17 protein-coding genes are annotated in these 19284 nt (G+C 56.8%); 7 read left to right on the top strand and 10 right to left on the bottom strand.

Annotation, left to right across the window (positions count from 1 at the left end; all coding sequences use genetic code 11):
• Window positions 1–26: 26 nt before the first annotated feature.
• Window positions 27–368, bottom strand: a complete 342-nt coding sequence (rpsF, locus tag IQ241_RS06315; RefSeq protein WP_193905571.1) for a 30S ribosomal protein S6 — start codon at window positions 366–368, stop codon at window positions 27–29.
• Between the two features lie 120 nt (window positions 369–488).
• Between rpsF and IQ241_RS06310 the strand changes: the two genes are divergently transcribed.
• Window positions 489–1301 (top strand): fumarylacetoacetate hydrolase family protein, encoded by an 813-nt coding sequence (locus tag IQ241_RS06310; protein ID WP_193905570.1) that lies wholly within the window; start codon window positions 489–491, stop codon window positions 1299–1301.
• Here IQ241_RS06310 and IQ241_RS06305 read toward each other — a convergent pair.
• From IQ241_RS06305 to rimO, 4 genes are all read right to left on the bottom strand, one after another.
• On the bottom strand, window positions 1298–1795 hold the full coding sequence (locus IQ241_RS06305) for a Tic20 family protein (protein ID WP_193905569.1): 498 nt from the start codon (window positions 1793–1795) through the stop codon (window positions 1298–1300). The genes IQ241_RS06310 and IQ241_RS06305 overlap by 4 nt on opposite strands.
• A 68-nt stretch (window positions 1796–1863) precedes the next feature.
• On the bottom strand, window positions 1864–2073 hold the full coding sequence (locus IQ241_RS06300) for a hypothetical protein (protein WP_193905568.1): 210 nt from the start codon (window positions 2071–2073) through the stop codon (window positions 1864–1866).
• Window positions 2074–2189: 116 nt separating this feature from the next.
• Entirely contained in the window at window positions 2190–3578 is a 1389-nt protein-coding gene (locus IQ241_RS06295) for a DEAD/DEAH box helicase (RefSeq protein ID WP_193905567.1), read from the bottom strand.
• Between the two features lie 111 nt (window positions 3579–3689).
• The gene (gene rimO / locus IQ241_RS06290; RefSeq protein ID WP_193905566.1) at window positions 3690–5033 is read right to left on the bottom strand and encodes a 30S ribosomal protein S12 methylthiotransferase RimO; all 1344 of its coding nucleotides are present in this window, start codon (window positions 5031–5033) and stop codon (window positions 3690–3692) included.
• Window positions 5034–5387: 354 nt separating this feature from the next.
• Here rimO and btpA point away from each other — a divergent pair, with 354 nt between their 5' ends.
• Window positions 5388–6236 carry a photosystem I biogenesis protein BtpA gene (gene btpA, locus IQ241_RS06285; RefSeq protein WP_193905565.1) on the top strand — a complete coding sequence of 283 codons (849 nt, stop codon included), beginning with the start codon at window positions 5388–5390 and terminating at the stop codon, window positions 6234–6236.
• 204 nt (window positions 6237–6440) lie between these two features.
• Window positions 6441–7349, top strand: coding sequence for a vitamin K epoxide reductase family protein (locus tag IQ241_RS06280; RefSeq protein WP_193905608.1), 909 nt, complete (start codon window positions 6441–6443; stop codon window positions 7347–7349).
• Here the strand turns inward: IQ241_RS06280 and IQ241_RS06275 are convergent.
• Window positions 7346–8824, bottom strand: coding sequence for a GTP-binding protein (locus IQ241_RS06275; protein ID WP_193905564.1), 1479 nt, complete (start codon window positions 8822–8824; stop codon window positions 7346–7348). The genes IQ241_RS06280 and IQ241_RS06275 overlap by 4 nt on opposite strands.
• A gap of 225 nt (window positions 8825–9049) precedes the next feature.
• Here IQ241_RS06275 and IQ241_RS06270 point away from each other — a divergent pair, with 225 nt between their 5' ends.
• The gene (locus IQ241_RS06270; protein WP_193905563.1) at window positions 9050–9496 is read left to right on the top strand and encodes a T3SS (YopN, CesT) and YbjN peptide-binding chaperone 1; all 447 of its coding nucleotides are present in this window, start codon (window positions 9050–9052) and stop codon (window positions 9494–9496) included.
• Between the two features lie 97 nt (window positions 9497–9593).
• On the opposite strand, the gene IQ241_RS06265 is transcribed toward IQ241_RS06270, so the two are convergent.
• From IQ241_RS06265 to lepA, 3 genes are all read right to left on the bottom strand, one after another.
• Entirely contained in the window at window positions 9594–10979 is a 1386-nt protein-coding gene (locus IQ241_RS06265) for a UDP-glucose dehydrogenase family protein (protein ID WP_193905562.1), read from the bottom strand.
• 85 nt (window positions 10980–11064) lie between these two features.
• Complete coding sequence (locus tag IQ241_RS06260; protein ID WP_193905561.1) at window positions 11065–12030, bottom strand: UDP-glucuronic acid decarboxylase family protein; 966 nt, start codon at window positions 12028–12030, stop codon at window positions 11065–11067.
• A 282-nt stretch (window positions 12031–12312) separates the two neighbouring features.
• Window positions 12313–14118, bottom strand: a complete 1806-nt coding sequence (lepA, locus tag IQ241_RS06255; RefSeq protein WP_193905560.1) for a translation elongation factor 4 — start codon at window positions 14116–14118, stop codon at window positions 12313–12315.
• A 264-nt stretch (window positions 14119–14382) separates the two neighbouring features.
• On the opposite strand from lepA, the gene IQ241_RS06250 reads away from it, so the two are divergent.
• Window positions 14383–14601, top strand: a complete 219-nt coding sequence (locus IQ241_RS06250; RefSeq protein ID WP_193905559.1) for a hypothetical protein — start codon at window positions 14383–14385, stop codon at window positions 14599–14601.
• Between the two features lie 334 nt (window positions 14602–14935).
• On the top strand, window positions 14936–16687 hold the full coding sequence (locus IQ241_RS06245) for an ATP-binding protein (protein WP_322743592.1): 1752 nt from the start codon (window positions 14936–14938) through the stop codon (window positions 16685–16687).
• Here the strand turns inward: IQ241_RS06245 and IQ241_RS06240 are convergent.
• Entirely contained in the window at window positions 16684–17523 is an 840-nt protein-coding gene (locus IQ241_RS06240; RefSeq protein ID WP_193905557.1) for a prephenate/arogenate dehydrogenase, read from the bottom strand. The genes IQ241_RS06245 and IQ241_RS06240 overlap by 4 nt on opposite strands.
• A gap of 284 nt (window positions 17524–17807) precedes the next feature.
• Here IQ241_RS06240 and IQ241_RS06235 point away from each other — a divergent pair, with 284 nt between their 5' ends.
• On the top strand, window positions 17808–19256 hold the full coding sequence (locus IQ241_RS06235) for an ATP-dependent DNA helicase (protein WP_228021433.1): 1449 nt from the start codon (window positions 17808–17810) through the stop codon (window positions 19254–19256).
• Window positions 19257–19284 lie beyond the last annotated feature (28 nt).

Raw genomic sequence — 19284 nt, 5'->3', positions numbered from 1 at the left:
AAAAATTAAGCGATGTAACGCTGAGCTTAAGTACCTAGCGGCACTTGAGAGGGAGCATCCGTTTCCTCTTCTTCGATGCCCGGCTCGAAAATGGTTGTCAGATAGCGGATTACCTCTTCGCTCAGGCGCATCGCTCGCTCTAGCGGGGCGATGGCCGTACCCGGGGCCTGATAGTTCATCTGAATGTAGATGCCTTCGCGAAATCGGTTGATCTCGTAAGCGAGGCGACGCTTACCCCGATGCTGGGTTTCGAGCATATCAGCTCCCTGCTCTTGCAGGATATCCTGATACCGGCTGATCGCCTGCTCCACGTCCTCCTCACTGAGGTCGGGCCGCAGAATGTACATCGTTTCGTAGAGATTGCTCATGGTTGACTCCTTTTGGACAAATGGCCCCAATCGCAGATTCACACCAAGCAGGCTATAGCCCTAAGGTAATCTGGAGCAGAGCAAGGACTTACAATCATACCCAATAACCCAACCGATTGAGTGGATATGCGCTACGTTCGAGTTCAGACGACCAGAGGACAGCTCCACTACGGGATTCTCCAAGCCAACCGCAGTGTGCAGGTGCTGGATGCACCACCCTGGCTTAAGGGTGAGCTAACATCGCTAGAGCTGCCGCTCAACGACTATCGTCTGCTAGCCCCCTGCGCCCCGTCCAAAATTATCGCGGTCGGCAAAAACTATGCTCAGCACGCCGCCGAGATGGATAGCACGGTGCCGACTGAACCGCTGCTGTTCATGAAACCCTCAACGGCGGTGATTCCCATGCATGGCGTGATTCTCTACCCGCCCCAGACCCAGCGGGTAGATTATGAAGGTGAGCTCGCCGTAATTGTCGGCGAGCGCTGCACCGGCTGTAGCGAAGCTGAAGCCCAGGCGAAGATCTGGGGCTATACGATTGCTAACGACGTGACCGCTCGTGACCTCCAGCGCCAGGATGGTCAGTGGACCCGAGCTAAGGGCTTTGACACCTTCTGCCCGCTGGGGCCGTGGATTGTCCGTGAGGTACCCGCCGGGGCGAGCCTGACGACGTTTTTGAACGACCAGGAAAAGCCCGTCCAGTCCGCCGCGATCGCGGATATGGTCGTCTCCCCCGAACAGCTGATTGCCTACATCAGCCAGATCATGACCCTGCTGCCCGGAGACGTGGTTTTGACCGGGACGCCGAAGGGGATTGGGCCAATGCAGGTGGGCGATCGCGTCCGCGTTGAGATCGAAGGCATTGGCTGTCTGGAAAATACGGTGCAGCTTAAGCCGCAGCCCGTTCCAGCCAGCCCGACCGGGCTAGCCGACTAGCGCAGCTGCATGTGGACCGCTTCTGAAATAGTCGGGATTTCGGCATACTGGCCCATCAATGACTGGACGACGGAGTAGACAATCGCCGCCAGGCCGCCTAGGAATAGCACATTAGCGAGGGTCTCAATCAGGAAGGGAAGCGGCAGTCCGTTGCCCAAGATGCCTAAGATCAGACTACAAATAAACAGAATGAAGCTGAGTAAAATAGCCTGGAGCGTATTGAAGCGAATAAACCGATTGATGTCGGTATTGTTCACCACTAGGAAAATGAGTAGGAAAAATACGATCAGCCCGGCAAACGGAATCGCGCCATAGATTGCCGCAACCGGTGCAATCAAGATAAATAGCACCTGGACAATTGGCACAAGAGCTGGAAACTGGCTAATAAAGCTGATGAAGTACTGCCCCAGCTGTAGAGTTGCCATCAGTGGTAATAGATAGGGCAGCGCTGCAAATACCCGGTCCAAAGCAGTCGTAGACCCGCGCCAAGTCATGAGCAAACCTCTCCTGAGTTTTGATATCGTTTGAATCGACAGGTTAGGCTTCCAGCATAGCGCAGGGCTCAGACCGACGGGCGGATTTCGGCAATCCGGAACCCCATCTGGCATTCATATTGGTGGGCAGGACCGTTTTGGATTCGATTTTCTAGCGGCCGACCGCACCGCAGCTGACCGCTTTGCCAGCGGGGCTGGCCACTCTGGTCGGCCATCGGACAGCCTGGGCAGACCGCCTGCGGCGAAAGCAGCTGATTCTCCATCAGGATGACTAGCATCAGCCTCGATGCCTCCTGTAAGCACAGTTCTAAAGGGCACCCTCAATATGCCCCTATTTTAAGCCAATTTAGGCGGCAGACTGTGCCGTTGCATACCAGTGTGGGAACCTAGCTGGCTAGCGGGTTTGGACTCGACCTCGGGAAGAGCGCCGCGTTTTTTTCTGGGGCTTGGCGACGACGGATTCTTCATCACTGCTGCTGTCGCCGCGCATCCAGGTCGGTCTGGCCTGGTCGTAGGCCATCTGTAGGGCAGCGGCGGCAATGGTGCGGCTGTCATACTCTTCGCTGAGCTGGGCCACAATTGGCAGAAAGGAGGCGACCCGCTCGCTGGTGATCGCTTCGCGCACCTGGCTTTGGAGTTTTTGCAGATGGCGCGCCGCAATCTCCGCCCGGGTAGGAATATTACAGAGCGTTATTGGCTGCTTAAAGCGCTTTTCCACCTGCCGCAGCTTATATTTTTCTAGCGGATGCACCAGCGCGATCGCCTGGCCTTCTTTCCCAGCCCGACCCGTCCGGCCAATCCGGTGGACGTAGCTGTCCAGGCTATCGGGCAGTTCGTAATTAATCACGTGGGTCAGGTCATCGACATGGATGCCGCGGGCAGCGATGTCCGTCGCCACCACCCAGCGAATCTGCCGCTGACGAAACCGCAGCAGCAGCCGTTCCCGCTGGGACTGGGAAAGATCGCCGTGGTACTCATCGACGCTATGCCCAGCGGCCTGGAGCTGTCGGGTCAGTTCGCCCGCCGTCCGCCGAGTTCTGACAAAGATCAGGGCGGATTCCGGATCTTCCATTTCCAGAATCGGCATCAGGGCGCGGGCCTTGCTCCAGCCTTTGGGGACCGTGTAGGCTGTCTGGTTGATCCGGGCCGGGGCTGCTTTTTGCTGCTCAACGGTGACGGTCACCGGCGATTTCAAAAATTTAGCCGCCAGCTCCCGAATGGTGGGTGCCATCGTAGCCGAGAAAAAGGCCGTCTGGCGATCGCCGGGGGCGTGGCTGAGAATTTTTTCAACGTCTTGAATAAAGCCCATATTGAGCATTTCATCGGCCTCATCCAGCACCAGCCAATTGAGCTGATCGAGGATTAGCCCTCGGCGGCCCAGCAGGTCGAGCACCCGCCCCGGCGTGCCGACGACAATCTGGACGCCGCGCTTCAGCTGGTGGAGCTGCCGGTCGATTGCCTGTCCGCCATAGACGGCCAGGACGCGCAGCCGCTGGTCGGAGCTGAGCTTTTGGATCGCCTGGCTGACCTGCATTGCCAGCTCCCGCGTCGGGGTGAGGACCAGGGCCTGGACGTTGCGATCGCTCACGTTGACCTGCTCCAAAATCGGCAGAGCAAAGGCCGCCGTTTTGCCCGTACCGGTCTGGGCCAGTCCGACCACGTCGCGGTTGGAGAGCAAATGGGGAATAGCCTGAGTCTGGATTGCAGTCGGCTCGGTAAAGCCCAGCTTTTTAAGGTGTTGAACCCGCGCTTCCGAGAGTCCTAAGTTGGTAAATGAAGCCATTAAAATAGTTTCCTGTGAGTTCTGTTGAAAGGTTTTGACTGGCTGAGCGCAGTCAGGCTGTATATCGGGTGAAGCTGTATATCGGGATATCGGGTAAATAAGTGGGGCGAATTAGCCTGAGCGACTCGCTGCCAGGGCCGGGACTGCGACCTCACCGAAGAGGTCATAGGTGTCTGCGGCCTCAATCGTGACCGGTACAATCTGCCCCAGTCTGGCCTGACCCTGGACATAGACCAGACCATCGACGTCGGGGGCAAACCGGGCCGAGCGGCCAATCAGCTCTCCCGTAGCCAGATTTTCCTGCTCGACCAAAACATCGACGGTGCGCCCGACCTGGAGCTGATTCCGGCGAAAGGAGATGGGCTGTTGGGCCAGCATCAGGGTCTCCTGTCGGGCCGCTTTGACCGCTGGCGGCAGCTGGTTTGGCAGGTCATGGGCGGGAGTTCCGGCTTCGGCAGAGAAGGTGAAGGCACCGACCAGGTCAAATTCATGCCGGTTGACAAAGGCCAGCAGATGCTCAAAGTGAGCCTCTGTCTCGCCTGGAAAACCCACAATGAAGGTCGTGCGAAAGGTCGCCTCAGGCAGTGCCGCCTTGAGGTTTTCAATAATCCGATCGTTGACCTGGCCCTGCCAAGGACGATTCATCGCTCGCAGAATTTCGGGATGCGAATGCTGGAGAGGCAGATCGAGGTAGGGCAGTAAGTTAGGGGTTTCGCGGATGGCATCAATCACCGCTGGGGATAGGCCGGTGGGGTAGGCATAGTGCATCCGAATCCAGGGCACATCGACCTGTCCCAGGGCTCGCAGTAGCTCTGCCAGGCGCGGTTCGCCGTAGAGGTCAACGCCGTAGTTGGTCGTAATCTGAGAGATCAGCACCAGTTCCTGCACGCCTTCGGTTACTAGCCGTTCGGCTTCAGCCACAATCGACTCGATCGTTCGAGAGCGCTGCTGGCCGCGCAGGTGAGGAATGATGCAGAAGGCACAGCGGTAGTTGCAGCCCTCGGCAATGCGCACATAGGCTACCCCAGCAGTCGTGGTTCGATAGCGGGGCACTGTCTCATCGGCAATGTAGGTGGGCTCTGCCGAGACGGCTTTGATCCGCTCGCCCGCTTCGGCCCGCTCAATCACTTCGACAATCCGGTGATAGTCACCCGTCCCGACCAAGGCGACCGCCTCGGGGAGCTCCTCTAGCAGCTCGTGCTGAAAATGCTGAGCCAGGCAGCCCGAGATCACAATCCGCTTGTCCGCCTCAGCCAGCTCCACTAAAGTGCGGACCGACTCCTCCCGAGCGGCTTCGATAAAGCTACAGGTATTAACGATCACATAGTCGGCTGCTGCCTCATCAGCGTCTATGCCATAGCCCGCCTGAGCTAACAGCCCCAGCATGTGCTCGGTATCAACTCTATTTTTTTCGCAGCCTAGATGCGAAACCGCGATAGTCGGTTTGCGTCCCATAACCCTTTCGTCTAAAAAGTTCACCCTTAGTCAGGGCTGACGAGATCAGCGGCACTGCTGTTACAAAAATTGCACAAAACCTATGCCAGACCCAGCGAGCGGATGTAGCGATTGAAGGCGCTGGCACTGTCCGTTGGCTAGGTGATGAGATTCGCCATCCCAGAGTCTCACCATAACATAACTATACAATTGCTGAATAATTGCTGCAAAACAATCGTTCTCAGTAGTCTGAGCTGCTAACCTAGAGCGAGGCCATTTGGGTTCTATCTGGGCATGATATTGGGCATGGTCTGGGTAAGGAATGATAATGGACCCAATACCCTGTTTTAGTTGTGAGTCCGAGACGACGCAGCAGTGGACTTAAATCAAGTTTTTAATACGCCCCATCCAGCTATTGGTGTAATTCACCTGCTGCCGCTGCCCACTTCGCCTCGCTGGCAGGGTAACCTCAACGCGGTCGTGGCTAGGGCTGAGCAGGAGGCCGCAGCGCTGGCCTCGGGCGGGGTCGATGGTCTGATTGTGGAAAATTTCTTTGATGCTCCTTTCACTAAAGGCCGGGTTGACCCAGCGGTGATCAGCGCTATGAGTCTGGTGGTGCAGCAGCTTCAGCCGCTGGTGACGCTACCGATTGGCATCAACGTTTTGCGTAATGATGCCCGCAGCGCCCTAGCGATCGCGGCCTGCACCGGTGCCCGTTTTATCCGGGTGAATGTGCTCACAGGGGTGATGGCGACCGACCAGGGCCTAATTGAAGGGCAGGCTGATGAAATTATGCGCTATCGCCGGCAGCTGGGTACGGAGGTCGCTGTGCTGGCCGATGTGCTGGTCAAGCACGCCCGCCCCCTGGGCTCGCCCAACCTGACGACAGCAGTACAGGAAACGATTCAGCGTGGCCTGGCCGACGGCGTCATCCTCTCCGGCTGGGCCACCGGTAGCCCCCCTAGTCTGGAGGATTTGGAGCTGGCCAAGGCGGCGGCAGGCGATACGCCGACCTTCATCGGCAGCGGGGCCGACTGGGAAAACATTCCCAAGCTGATTCAGGCAGCCGACGGGGTGATCGTCTCTAGCTCGCTGAAGCGGCGCGGTCAGATCGAGCAGTCGATCGACCCGGTGCGGGTGGGCCGCTTTGTTGAATCCATGCAGCGGGGGCTGGCCGCCCGGCTGGAGCTGCCGCAGAATCGCTCTGTGCCGATTCATTCATAGCCCCTTCCATGCTGTGCGCATCCCTGGTCATCTCCATCGGATCGAACCATGGCCGATCCGGGGTATTTTTGTCTAAGATTCACTTGGGAATTCCTTGAGGATTCTTTGGGGATTCCTCGGAGTATTCCTCGTAACATTTGCCAAACCTTTTTTGGGGATCGGCTGCCCCAAGCCGCCGTTCCCGTACCGTCATCAGGCAAGATTATGGCTCGTCGTCGTCAGGAAACGCTTTGGATTCATCGCTGGTCTCGCCCGCTGATTGCCGCGATCGCGGCGGTGGGTGCCTTTGGTACCGGCTATCTCACCCTGGTCAAATTGATTGGCGCGACCGCAGCCTGCCCCAGCGATGGCTGTGAGCGCGTCCTCTCCAGCCCCTATGCAACCATTTTTGGCCTACCGCTAACGCTGTTTGGCTGTCTGGCCTACGGGGCGATGTTTGTGTTAGCGATTGGCCCGCTGCTGGCTCCCCAGGCCCGGCGGCTGTCGCTTGAAAAGCTGACCTGGCCGCTGCTGTTTGTTGGGGCAACGGCGATGATGGTATTCAGCGGCTACCTGATGTATCTGCTGACGACTGAAATTAGGGCTGTTTGTCTCTACTGTATCGCTTCGGCCACCATGACAGTGGCCATGTTTGTCCTGACGCTGCTCGGACGGCGCTGGGAAGATCGCGGCCAGATTGCCTTTATTGGGATGATTGTGGCGGTCGTCGCGCTAGTGGGAACCTTGGGTCTTTACGCGCCGATTCAGGGCAATGCAACGGCAGCGGGTAGCGCTGGGGAAGTCGGACCGCCGGTTCAAAATGCCTCTGGGCCTGCCGAAATTGCGCTGGCGCAGCACCTCACGAGCATCGATGCGAAGATGTATGGGGCCTACTGGTGTCCCCACTGCCACGACCAGAAGGAACTGTTTGGTCAGGCAGCCACGGCTGAGATCCCCTATATTGAATGCGCTCCCGATGGCCGCGATCCTCAAACTACGCTGTGTCAGTCGGTTGAGCAAGTTCGTGGCTATCCCACCTGGGAGATTAACGGTCAGTTTTTAGAAGGGGCCCAGAGCCTGGAGACGCTGGCCAATGCCTCGGGTTATACCGGGCCGATGGATTTTGCGAACTAGTGCTGTGGTTTAGAAACGCGGTCAGCGTCAAGCTGGCTGCGCAGCTGATCGCGAATTCGGTTGAGAATAGAGTCTTCGTCGAGCGTGTCTAGGATACGCTCGACGACTGCTTTTGGCCCTTCCGGCCCCCAGGTGGCACCGTTGGCCAGGTAGGTTTTGGCAATCTGGCCAATCGCATAGGTCGAAACGCCGGCGACGGCAGCCTGAGTCACGGCAACGGAGAAATAGGGGGTCAGGGCCAGGCCGCCGGTTGCGATCGCGGCTGCCCCCAGCGCACTTTTCAGCGAACTCAGCCCCAGCGTCACCACCAGCTCGCTCAGGGTCAGGCCGCCCATCGCCAAAGCAATTTTCTGTAAGAGCTGGGCAGCACTCTGCTGGGTCATCTCCAGGCCGTAGAGGCGAGAGAGTCGAATAATCAGCGCGATATCAATGGCGGCCCCGCTGAGCAGATCGACCACCATAACAGGATTTACCGCGACCGCCACGGCTTTGGTCATAACCACCTGCCAGAGAGCGTCTTCGGCGGCGCGATCGCGAATCGCCAGCTTCCGCGCCACCAGCTGCTGGTTCACCCGGTCAGCATAGAGCATCGTGCTCAGCGCCACCAGGGCTTTACCCTCGCGCTGGAGTAGGTCCAAAATCTTCAGCTTCAGCGCGTCTATCTGAGGGCTTCCCCGCTGAACCTGGATTGCCGTTTGGCCATCGGCCTGGCGGACGGCCTGAGTCACCAGCGGATCGGCAGCAGCCAGGACAATATTATCTGGTGAAACCACCGCAGCATGGCGATTCCGAAGCTGCTGCAAAATGGTTTGGCGCTCGGCCTCGGCATACTGATCAACTTTGTTAAAAACCAGGATGATCGGCTTCCCGGCCCGGTGCAGCTGGCTCAGTGCCTCGTGCTCGACCTGGGTGAGGTCGCCCGCGATCGCGAATAAAATCAGATCGGCCTGCTGAGCAATTCGCTGGGCCATCGACTGACGGGCTTCCCCGCCGACTTCGTCGATGCCGGGCGTATCGACTAGCTCGACCCGCGACTCGCCCAGCCCCGGCAGCGTAGCCCGGTAAACGGTGGCGGTCTCGGTCTCAAGCTGAAGCTCCTGCGCTGTCCAGCGGACGCTCTCCACTCGCTGGGTAACACCGTGCAGCGGCCCCGTCTCAAAAATTGGCTGACCCACCAGGGCATTCAGCAGCGAAGACTTGCCCCGACCCACCAGGCCAAATACCGCAATGTGGATAACCGTATGCTCGAGCTTGCTCAGCAGCCCGTCTAAGCTCTGAATTTCGGACTCCAGTCCGGCTCGCTCCCGCGGCGTCAGGTCGAGCTGCTGGATCAGCTGCTGTACCGTCTCAATTGCCTGCTGATAGTGCAGGTCGGCAGCCAGCGCCTCAAATTCGGCCAGCGTCTGCGCCAACTGGGCAGCATCAGTCAGGGTGTTGTCAGCAGGCGGGCGGGAACCAGAAATGGGACCAGTCATGGAGCCGATGATTGAGAACTAAAAATGCCAGTAGGCCTTCACCATAGCCAATCAGCCAGGCATTTGAGCAGGGGGGATGCCGGTCGCGGTACGGCATATCCGACCGTCTGAACGCGATCCCGCTGGATCTGAAATTATGGAATAATCTGGAATCCAGGGTTGTCATTGTGATGAATCCTCCTGGAATGAGAGAATAAACCGTATTGCCCTATGCGTGCAGTCCCTATGGAGTTCCAAAGCATCGCCCAGCAGATCTGCTATAGTCGCATTGCCCCTTGGATGCAGGATTTGTTTGGCGAATCCACCGTGGCTTTTGAAGATGAGCCCCTGTTTATTATCACTATCGGCTCAGCGGTGGCATCGACTCGCGTCATCCCGTGGGGTAGCGAAGAAGCGCTGATTACCACTCGCTCCTACGTGGTCACCGATATCGAAATCACCCCGGAACTGTCCTACTATCTGCTCCGAGCCAATAACGGCATCTATTTTGGCCGGTTTGCCTTAGACGGCGAAGATGACATTGTCTTTGAGCACAGCCTAGTAGGGTCATCCTGCGATCGCATTGAGCTAAAGCATTCCGTCCAGAACGTGATTCGCCTGGCCGACGACTACGATGACGAAATTGTGGCTCGCTGGGGCGGCAAGCGAGCGCTAGAGCGCTGGTCCTCCTGACTGCTGGGTTTCCGGTTTCTTCTGATTGACAATTAAAAGCGTCTGCTCGACATTGAGCAGACGCTTAAATCTAGCGAGCGCTAGTCTGGCTAACGGCCTAACGACCCACACCTAGATAGCGGAAACCTGCCTTTTCGAGCGCTGCCTGGTCGAGGAAATTGCGCCCGTCAATCAGCGTCGGCGAATTCATCAGGCTAGCCATTTTGGCATAGTCCAGCGACTTAAACTTAGCCCAGTCGGTAACCAGGACGAGAGCATCGCAGCCGTCGGCCAGTCGCTCGGGATCGGTCTCGACGATGACGCCGGACAAACCGTGGCGCATCCCACTCTGGGACACAATCGGGTCGTAGGCTTTGACCCTGGCTCCCAGTCGGTTCAGGCTCTCGATCAGAATCAGGGACGGAGCATCGCGCATATCGTCGGTATCGGGTTTGAAGGTCAGCCCCAGCAGACCCACCGTCTTGCCTTTCAGGATTTTCAGCACCTGCTGGAGCTTCTCGACCGTCAGCAACCGCTGCCGCTGGTTAACGCTGATGGTCGCCTTCAGCAGCTCGGCATCATAGCCATAGTCGTCGGCCGTGTGGACCAGGGCGGAGACATCTTTGGGAAAGCAGGAGCCGCCCCAGCCGATGCCCGCCTGGAGGAACTTATTGCCAATCCGGCTGTCGAGACCAATGCCCTGGGCCACCTGCACGACGTCAGCACCGACGCGATCGCAGATATTGGCCACTTCGTTGATAAAGCTGATCTTGGTGGCCAGAAAGGCGTTTGATGCATACTTGACCATCTCCGCCGAGCTCAGGTCGGTAACCACCACCGGCACCGGCGGCAACGACGGATCTTCAGCAAACTGGCGCTCGACAATCGGCGTATAGAGCTCCTGCATCATCGCGATCGCCTGGTCGCCGTTGCTACCTAGCACAATCCGGTCGGGGTTGAAGGTATCGTAGACGGCAGAGCCCTCCCGCAGAAACTCGGGATTGCTGACCACGTCAAACTGGGCTTCAATTGCCGGTGGTGTCGTAGCAGGTGCCCCAGCACCGACCGGGACTTTCTGCCGCTCTGCGATCCCATCGAGAACAATCATCCGCACCCAGTCACCCGAGCCAATGGGCACCGTTGACTTATTCACAATTACCTTATAGCCCCCGTTGAGGTGTTCGCCGATGCCGCGGGCTACGGCCTCGACATAGCGCGTATCGCTTTCACCAGTCGGCAGCGCCGGGGTGCCAACGGCAATAAATAGAATGTCGCCGTGGCTGACGCCAGCCCCTAAGTCAGAGGTAAACTCTAGCCGCCCGGCCTGCATTGAAGACTTCATCAGGTCAGATAGGCCCGGTTCATAGATGGGAGACTGTCCCAACCGCATCAGCTCGACTTTTTCTTCGTTGTTATCAACGCAGATCACGTGGTGACCAATATGGGATAGACATACCCCTGTGACTAAGCCGACATAACCAGTCCCAATTACACAAACACGCATAGAGCGAATCCTCTTTAAGATAAGGTTTTAGGTTTTAATCCGGGTTTCCTGCCGACCCTGAGGTCGTTTGCCTCGCTAGCGTCGGCTAAGACGCTGCCACAGATGGCTCAGGCAGCTCGTCTGTCGCCCCTAGCCGCTGCCGAAAATCGTCAACTGTCCGCTCTAGCCCCTGATTCAGCGGGACGGTAGGCTGCCAGTCTAGAAGCTGCTTTGCCAGGACAATATCGGGCTTGCGGCGGCGGGGATCGTCCTGAGGCAGCGGCTCATACTTGAGGGCAACGTCAGGGTTAACCATATTTTGAACAGCCTGGGCCAGTTCAAGAATGGTATATTCATCAGGGTTCCCTAAATTGATCGGGCCTAGATGGTCGCCATTCATCAGCCGCATTAGCCCTTCGACTAGATCTGAAACATAGCAGAAGCTCCGGGTCTGAGAGCCATCCCCGTAGATAGTCAGAGGATTCCCTCGCAGCGCCTGGACGACGAAATTGCTGACGACGCGCCCATCACTTTCCAACATGCGGGGGCCGTAGGTATTAAAAATGCGAGCGACGCGAATTTCGACATCGTTTTGGCGATGGTAGTCAAAGGCCAGCGTCTCTGCGACCCGCTTGCCCTCGTCATAGCAGCTGCGAATCCCAATCGGGTTGACGTTGCCGCGATAGGTTTCGGGCTGGGGATGAATTTCTGGATCGCCGTAGACCTCAGAGGTTGAGGCGAGTAAGAATCTAGCTTTAACCCGCTTGGCCAGACCCAGCATATTTAAGGTCCCCATGACGTTGGTCTTAATCGTTTTGACCGGATTGTACTGGTAGTGGACGGGCGACGCGGGACAGGCCAGGTGATAAATTTGATCGACTTCTAAGCGGATCTCTTCAGTAATGTCATGACGAATCACCTCAAAATATGGGTGATCCTTCCACCGCAGCAGGTTACGCTTATGCCCGGTATAAAAATTATCGACGCAAATCACCTCGTGATTTTGCTCCATCAGGCGATCGATAAGGTGGGAACCAATGAAGCCCGCCCCGCCCGTGACTAAAATTCTCATAAATTCTGCACTTTAATGAGGTCCTCTGGAAAAAGTTCAGCCCTTATCGGAGCTTAAGTTGAGCAGGTAGCCGCTCAGCAGTGAGTGCCAGTTTAGAGCTTGCTTAGAAATGTAACAAGGTTCCCCAGCCTGGCCAGGCCTCGTCAAAACAGTTTTACTAAAAATTCAATTCTGCGTAAAGGGTTCGCTATCGAACAAATTTTACGGAAACAGGACTGTCAGCAACCCTACGGAGCAGCTATTAGATTTTGAACCGCTATTTTGGACAAGCGCGATCGCGCCTTACTGTAACTTCAAAACGGCCATAAAAGCTTCCTGGGGAACATCGACCGTGCCGATTGATTTTAGCCGCTTCTTCCCTTTCGCCTGCTTTTGGAGCAGCTTTTTCTTACGGGAAATATCGCCACCGTAGCATTTTGCCAGGACATCCTTACGCAGCGCCGGGATACTCTCGCTGGCGACGACGCGGCTGCCGATTGCGGCTTGCACAGGAATTTTAAACTGATGTCGGGGAATCAGCTCCTTGAGCTTTTCAGTCAGCGCTTTGCCGACGTAATAGGCCTTGTCCCGATGCACGATGGTCGCCAGCGGATCGACCGGGTCGCCATGGATCATAATATCTAGCCGGACTAGCGGATTGGGCCGATAGCCGATCAGCTGATATTCCATGCTGGCATAGCCGCGGGTCCGGGACTTCATCTGATCAAAAAAGTCGGTGACGATTTCGGCTAGAGGCAGCTCGTAGATCAGCGTGGTCCGCCCCGGCGTCAGGTATTTCATGTTGGCAAATTCGCCGCGACGGGTCTGACATAGCTCCATCAGCGGTCCGACAAACTCCTCTGGCGTGATAATATCGACGCGGACGTAGGGCTCCTCAATTTTTTCGCGATATTGGGGATCGGGAAGCTCGCAGGGATTGTCGATCTCTAACACCTCACCCTTGATCGTCGTCACCTGATAGACAACCGACGGTGCCGTCGTAATCAGATCTAAGTTATATTCGCGCTCTAGCCGCTCCTGCACGATTTCCATATGCAGCAGTCCTAGAAACCCACAGCGAAAGCCAAACCCCATGGCGCTAGAGGTCTCTGGCTCATACTGGAGCGCCGCATCGTTCAGCCGCAGCTTGTCAAGCGCTTCCCGCAGGTCTTCATACTGCTCCGAATCGGTCGGGAAGAGGCCGCAGAAGACCATTGGCTTAGCCTCAACGTAGCCCGGCAAAGGCTTCTCGGCCGGTTCTTTGACCAGCGTAATCGTGTCTCCGACCCGGGCGTCTTCTACTGACTTAATCGAGGCGGCGAAATAGCCGACCTCACCGGCGTGGAGTTCTTCCACCTCAACCTGCTGCGGCGAGAGCACGCCGAGTTCGTCAATTTCATATTCTTTGCCCGAGGCCATCAGCCGTACCCGGTCTTTTCGCCGAACGGCGCCATCCATCACCCGAAAATAGACGATCACGCCGCGATAGCTGTCGTAGTAGCTATCGAAGATCAGCGCCCGCAGCGGTTGGCGAGTCTGGTCGGGCGGCGGCGGCACCAAAAGGACAATCGACTCTAAGATCTCATTGATCCCAATCCCCTCTTTGGCCGAGGCTAGGATGGCTTGACTACAGTCCAGCCCAATGATTTCTTCAATTTCCTGCTTGACCCGGTCTGGCTCAGCTCCGGGCAGATCAACCTTGTTCAAGACAGGAATAATTTCTAGGTCGTGCTCCAGGGCCAAGTAGACGTTGGCCAAAGTTTGGGCTTCGACGCCCTGGGAGGCATCGACCACGAGCAGCGCCCCTTCGCAAGCCGCGAGCGATCGCGAAACCTCGTAGGAAAAATCCACGTGCCCCGGGGTGTCGATCAGGTTTAGCACATATTCCTGACCGTCCTGGGCGCGATAGTTCATCCGGGCCGCCTGGAGCTTGATCGTGATCCCCCGCTCTCGCTCTAGATCCATAGAGTCGAGAAACTGAGCCTTCATGTCGCGATCGCTGACGGTGCCGGTTTGCTGAAGCAGCCGATCGGCCAGGGTCGATTTACCGTGGTCAATATGGGCAATGATTGAAAAATTGCGAATCCGGGCAACAGCAGCGTCGGTCATAAACTTCAGACTCTAAAAATTTGTAAGCGGAATGACTGGGGGCGAAATCTTAACTTATTTTAAGGCTTGGCTTACGGTAAGGTGAGTAATCTACAAATCGGGCTGGCCCAGCTAGCCTGCCCCCGTCTTGCCACTTGGCCCCATCTTGCCATCTGATTGGATGACTTGCCCAATCTACAAGTCCATCGACTGAAAAGTTGACGACTCAATAGGACAATTCGGTTGAAGACACGGTTTACTTTGGGATATATCTTTAACCCCGCTATGACAACTCCTGCTGACAATCCTGACAAGGTAGAAATTTCGGTGCGGCTTGACCCTGAGCTGATGGACCAGGTTGGCCGGCTGACCAGCGATCCCAGTAAAGTGATTGAAATCGCGCTGCGGCAGTGGCTCCAAACCGGCACCCGGCGTGAAGATGACCTGTCCCGGCCCTTCCATCCCAATCCGCCGGTACCGCCTAAAGGCGAATGGAATGATTGAATCGGCTCTTAAACGGGATATCTAAATAATAATACTCGCTCATTTCCGCAAGCTCTCTATCCCCCCAGAACCGTTTCCGGTGGAATGACACGACAGGCTAAGCAGCTTACACTGAAGTAATCTGCTTACGCTTAATTATCAAACTCATTCCTAAGGCTATCCTGGCGGCTCAGAAGCGATTTAGAGACAGTTTAGGGTGACTTAAGCAAGGGACCCTTTGGCCTAGCCTATGCAGCCAGGCTCAGAACGTTCAGAATTTTAAGATGTAATGCCTCGGCCCGCTAGCTCGTCTTCATTTTCAAACGCAATCACAGCGCCGGATGACGTCTCTCCGGTGCCCTCAGCGATGGGTCGGCGCTGCGCTTCAGCCGCCCTTGAAGTCACTCACGATATTCAGGGCCAAATTTTATCGCTGTGTTGGCCCCAGGCCGAAGCAGCCGGTCTGCCGATTAGGGACTATGTAGGGCAGCCGGTCGAAGTCCTGGTCGGACCGGTTTCGCTCGAAGCCTATCTCAAGCGAGTTGACCGAGTGCTACAAACACAGGAACCAGAGCAGTTTCAATGCGTGCTGCGCTGCGATCACCATCCCGTGAGCTTTGACTTTACGCTGAGCCCCCTACCCGATGAGTCGGGGTTGGTAGCCGGGGTAATTGGCATCGGCTATCAGCTAATATCGCTACAGCCACAGCCCATTACCACTGGGATGCTAGCGAATTTAGAACGGCTGGAAGCTCCGGGTAGCAGCTACCACGCCTTACTCACTCAGATTGCCGCAGATATCCGCAAAACCCTTCATCTAGAAACGATTTGGCAGCAGACCGTAGAAGTCTTGGGGAAACTACTCAATCTAGACCGCTGTTTAGTTTGTGATTACTCTCAAGAGATGCAGACGCTCCTCGTTGTCGCCGAATACCATCCGTCAGGACTACATCCCTGTCTGGGCAAAACCTTTGATCTGAATCAAAAACCGGATTTTCAGCAGACGCTCCAGACCCTAGCCCCGGTCATGTCTGACTTTGACCACTCAGAAGAGGGTTCACCCTACACCGTGTTGACGGTCGCGACCTGCTATCAGAACGAACCCAACAGCATTTTGTTGCTCCAGCAGCGTCCAAAGCGCTCCTGGACGCCGCTAGAAATTGAGCTGATTACAGAGCTCACCGACCAGGTGGGGACGGCTATTGCCCACGCCAAACTATTCAACGCCCGAGATGAGCTAACACTAAAACTCCAGTGCACCAATGAGCAGCTCGAGGGCACTAACGAAGAGCTGCGCCGGAAGCACGATGAATTGGAAGCGGCTAAACGACAGGCGGAAGAAGCCTCTCGGCTTAAGAGCGATTTTCTCGCCAACACCTCCCACGAGCTTAGAACGCCGCTCAACGGCATGATCGGCTTCCTAAGGCTAGTCCTCGACGGGATGGCAGACGATCCTGAAGAGCAAGAGGAATTTATTCAAGAGGCCCACAAGTCAGCTCTGCACTTGCTCAACCTGATCAACGATGTCCTAGATATTGCCAAAATTGAAGCGGGTAAGATGGAGCTGGATAAGAGCGCCGTGAGCCTGAGAGAGCTGCTGACCGAGGTTGATGGCTTCATGCGATCGCAGGCGGAGCAGAGGGGACTTTTCCTGAATATCGACCTGCCGCAGACGCGCGATGATCTTAAACTATATGGCAACTACCAGCGGCTGCTCCAGGTCATTCTCAACCTGGTCGGCAACGCCATTAAGTTTACCAGCGAGGGCGGCGTTTCCATCGGGGCTGAAATCAATCCACAGCCGGTTGATTTTGACGATCAGTCCTGGCCGGGAATGGTCAAAATTAGCGTCGCGGATACCGGCATTGGCGTTTCTCTGGAAAAGCAGGATCGTCTGTTTCAGACCTTCAGCCAGGTAGACAGCGAGCGCACTCGCCAGTACGGGGGGACCGGGCTCGGACTGGCCATTTCGCAGCGCCTGGTAGAAGCGATGGGTGGGAAAGTCCAGTTTATTAGCATGGGCGAAGGGCTGGGATCAACCGTTATCTTTACGGCGATCCTCTATCAGGAACCGGTGTTAGCGATCAGTCAAGAGGCCATCGACTAATCGACAAAGTCCTGCCGTGCCGCCGCCGCGGCTGCTAGCTGGGTGGCTAACGCCTGCCAGTCTTCGTTTTCAATCTGCTGAATCAGCTGGCCGATAGCGGCTTGGTAATGGTAGAGCGATCGCAGCAGCGGCTCTCGATTGTAGCGGGCCATCATCATCCCTAGCTCTGGATTACCGCCCCCCACTCGGCTGGTATCGCGAAAGCCCGAACTGGCGAGTCGCTGCGCCAGATGCGCAATGGTTGGGTCGGGTTCGTTCAGGCAGGCCTGGATCAGCCCGGCGCTGACCATCACAGGCAGATGAGATATCCAGGCAACGGCGCGATCGTGGGCCAACGGCGAACAGCAGCAGAGCTCGGAGCGGAGCTGTTCGGCTAAGTCGGCTACCAGCGCAACAGCCGCCGGGGGCGTCTCCGCTAGCGGGGTTAAAACATAGGGGCGGCAGCTAAAGATACCGGCTTCAGCGGCGGCCAGCCCGGCCTCGCTTTTACCGCTCATTGGGTGACCGCCGACAAAGTTTGGCCACAGCTGGGCCGCTGGGACAGCGATAGCAGTTTTAACCGAGCCGACGTCGGTGATCACCGCTGAGGCCGGTAGAACCGCCGCTAGAGCCTTCACAGTGGGTACAATAGCGGCAATCGGCGTGCAGATAAACACAACTTCTGCCAGTTCCAGCAGCGCTAGCTCCGAGGTGGCTCGGTCCACGATCCCCCGTCGGAGCGCCTCAGAACAGGTTTCTGGCCGCCGCGCCACCCCTAATACGGTATGCCCCAACTGACGTAGATCTAAGCCCAAGCAGCCACCAATCAGCCCTAACCCGACAATTCCAATCTTCATATTTGGATCTGGTTCTCCCGATGGGTATCGTTTCTCTGAAAGTACCGGCCTCTGAGGCAATCAGCCTGCCCCTCAAAAATTGACTAGAATGTCATTCTGTCAGAGTCTCAGCCCAATCTAGAGGTTCTGTGTCCCGCCCAGGAATCCAAATTAGATATGTCACAATTGAGACCATTACTCAGATTAAAGACAGCTAGCGATCTGTGATTGAGGCGGAAGTACACCAGCGACTACGGGCGTTTCTGCGAGATCAGGGCCAAAGGCCGTGGCCCCACCATCTAACGATGGCTCGTCTCGTAGCCAGAGCCCTGCGCCTCGGCAGAAGCGCCCTCATTCAAACGGGTGGGGCTTCGGCCTACGACGGCAGTTACCGCCTCAGCTACCTGACGCCGGCGCTGCTCTGGCCTGAACCAGCCATAGTGGTTTTACCGCAGCCGCTACAGTCGCAGATACTGCGACAGGCCATTCCCAGTTTGCAGCAGGCCATGCCGCTGATCAAGCCAATTCAGGTCGGGGATCGCTGGCCAGGAGGCGACTTTCGGGGCTTATTGTTGACTTCTCCGCAAGCCTGGCTGAGGGATCGGCTGACGCAGCAGACAGCGTTTCCGAATCACTTGCCGACCCTGATCGACCGCGCCGATGACCTCGAGAGCTGGGTCCAGACTGAGCTAACCGTATCGCTGCGAGCCTCTGACTGGGAGCATTTGATGCTAGCCTATCCCAGCCAGAGCGGCTGGATTCGTGACCTCAGGGTGCGTTTGACCCATGCGCTGTTTCAGCATCCGATCAATCCCTACAACTGCTATCTAATCGGAGAGCCTGAGCAGGCGCTGCTGATAGAACTCTATCAAACGCTATTGAACGGCTATGCTCAAGAGCCGATTCTGCCGATTACCTGGCAGCGGTTTTGGCAGCGCTTTCGGAGTCCTGAAAGGCTTGCCTGGAGCCGTCTTAATCGGGAGCGGGGCAGTATTGAGCTGCACTGTAGTCCAGCCGATATTAGCGCGACGCTATCGCCAATCTGGACACAGCAGCCGGTCGTGTTAATGGGTGCAGCCCTAGGTCTAGATGATAAGGCTAGCGTCTATCGAGCCCGGCTGGGACTGAGCGACATGACCTGCCTCAAGTTTGCCCCCGATCGACACCACGATATGATTCAGCTCTATCTGCCGGATCGGCTACCCATGCCGAACACCAGTCATTTTCAGGTTGCCTTGCTACAGCAAATTCGGGCTTTGCTGGGCGCTCGAGCTGGAGCGACGGAGCTCACTGTGGTGATTATCGGCGATGTCCCGCTCAAAGCCCAGGTGGGGGCCATCCTCGCCGCTGAATATGGCTCACGGGTACAGGTCGAAAAAGCGCCGCCGACGAGTGGCATTTTGATTACCGGTTGGGATTTCTGGCAGCAGCAGCAATCCCAACTCTGCCCGCCTGGACTCCTGATTATTGCAACGCTGCCTATCCCCTCGTTGGAAAATCCGCTGGTCGCAGGTCGGGTAGCTGCCCACAAGCGACGGCGGCAAGACTGGTTTAAGCTATATTTGCTACCTGAAGCGCTGAGCCAGCTACAGCGCGCGATCGCGCCTGTCCGCACCCGCCAGGGAATTGTCGCCCTGCTGGATAACCGAGTCAACCACCGCAGCTATGGGGCTCAGGTGCTAATGGCGCTAAGTCCCGCTGCTCGCAGTAGCTATATCGACATGGAGTGGTTACCCGCGGAAGAAGCGCTATGATGGGCTTAGCTGTTCACCCAATCACCGC

It is taken from the genome of Vasconcelosia minhoensis LEGE 07310, from assembly GCF_015207255.1.
Lineage (GTDB): Bacteria > Cyanobacteriota > Cyanobacteriia > Phormidesmidales > Phormidesmidaceae > Vasconcelosia > Vasconcelosia minhoensis.
Note: the sequence above shows the minus strand (reverse complement) of the source record. Positions and strands in the feature narration are given on the sequence as shown.

What these genes read in the sequence shown, in the direction of transcription:
- rpsF (WP_193905571.1), bottom strand. Translation starts at nt 368, where the DNA reads ATGAGCAATCTCTACGAAACGATGTACATTCTGCGGCCCGACCTCAGT.
- IQ241_RS06305 (WP_193905569.1), bottom strand. Translation starts at nt 1,795, where the DNA reads ATGACTTGGCGCGGGTCTACGACTGCTTTGGACCGGGTATTTGCAGCG.
- IQ241_RS06300 (WP_193905568.1), bottom strand. Translation starts at nt 2,073, where the DNA reads ATGCTAGTCATCCTGATGGAGAATCAGCTGCTTTCGCCGCAGGCGGTC.
- IQ241_RS06295 (WP_193905567.1), bottom strand. Translation starts at nt 3,578, where the DNA reads ATGGCTTCATTTACCAACTTAGGACTCTCGGAAGCGCGGGTTCAACAC.
- rimO (WP_193905566.1), bottom strand. Translation starts at nt 5,033, where the DNA reads ATGGGACGCAAACCGACTATCGCGGTTTCGCATCTAGGCTGCGAAAAA.
- IQ241_RS06280 (WP_193905608.1), top strand. Translation starts at nt 6,441, where the DNA reads ATGGCTCGTCGTCGTCAGGAAACGCTTTGGATTCATCGCTGGTCTCGC.
- IQ241_RS06275 (WP_193905564.1), bottom strand. Translation starts at nt 8,824, where the DNA reads ATGACTGGTCCCATTTCTGGTTCCCGCCCGCCTGCTGACAACACCCTG.
- IQ241_RS06270 (WP_193905563.1), top strand. Translation starts at nt 9,050, where the DNA reads ATGGAGTTCCAAAGCATCGCCCAGCAGATCTGCTATAGTCGCATTGCC.
- IQ241_RS06265 (WP_193905562.1), bottom strand. Translation starts at nt 10,979, where the DNA reads ATGCGTGTTTGTGTAATTGGGACTGGTTATGTCGGCTTAGTCACAGGG.
- IQ241_RS06260 (WP_193905561.1), bottom strand. Translation starts at nt 12,030, where the DNA reads ATGAGAATTTTAGTCACGGGCGGGGCGGGCTTCATTGGTTCCCACCTT.
- lepA (WP_193905560.1), bottom strand. Translation starts at nt 14,118, where the DNA reads ATGACCGACGCTGCTGTTGCCCGGATTCGCAATTTTTCAATCATTGCC.
- IQ241_RS06250 (WP_193905559.1), top strand. Translation starts at nt 14,383, where the DNA reads ATGACAACTCCTGCTGACAATCCTGACAAGGTAGAAATTTCGGTGCGG.
- IQ241_RS06240 (WP_193905557.1), bottom strand. Translation starts at nt 17,523, where the DNA reads ATGAAGATTGGAATTGTCGGGTTAGGGCTGATTGGTGGCTGCTTGGGC.
- IQ241_RS06235 (WP_228021433.1), top strand. Translation starts at nt 17,808, where the DNA reads ATGGCTCGTCTCGTAGCCAGAGCCCTGCGCCTCGGCAGAAGCGCCCTC.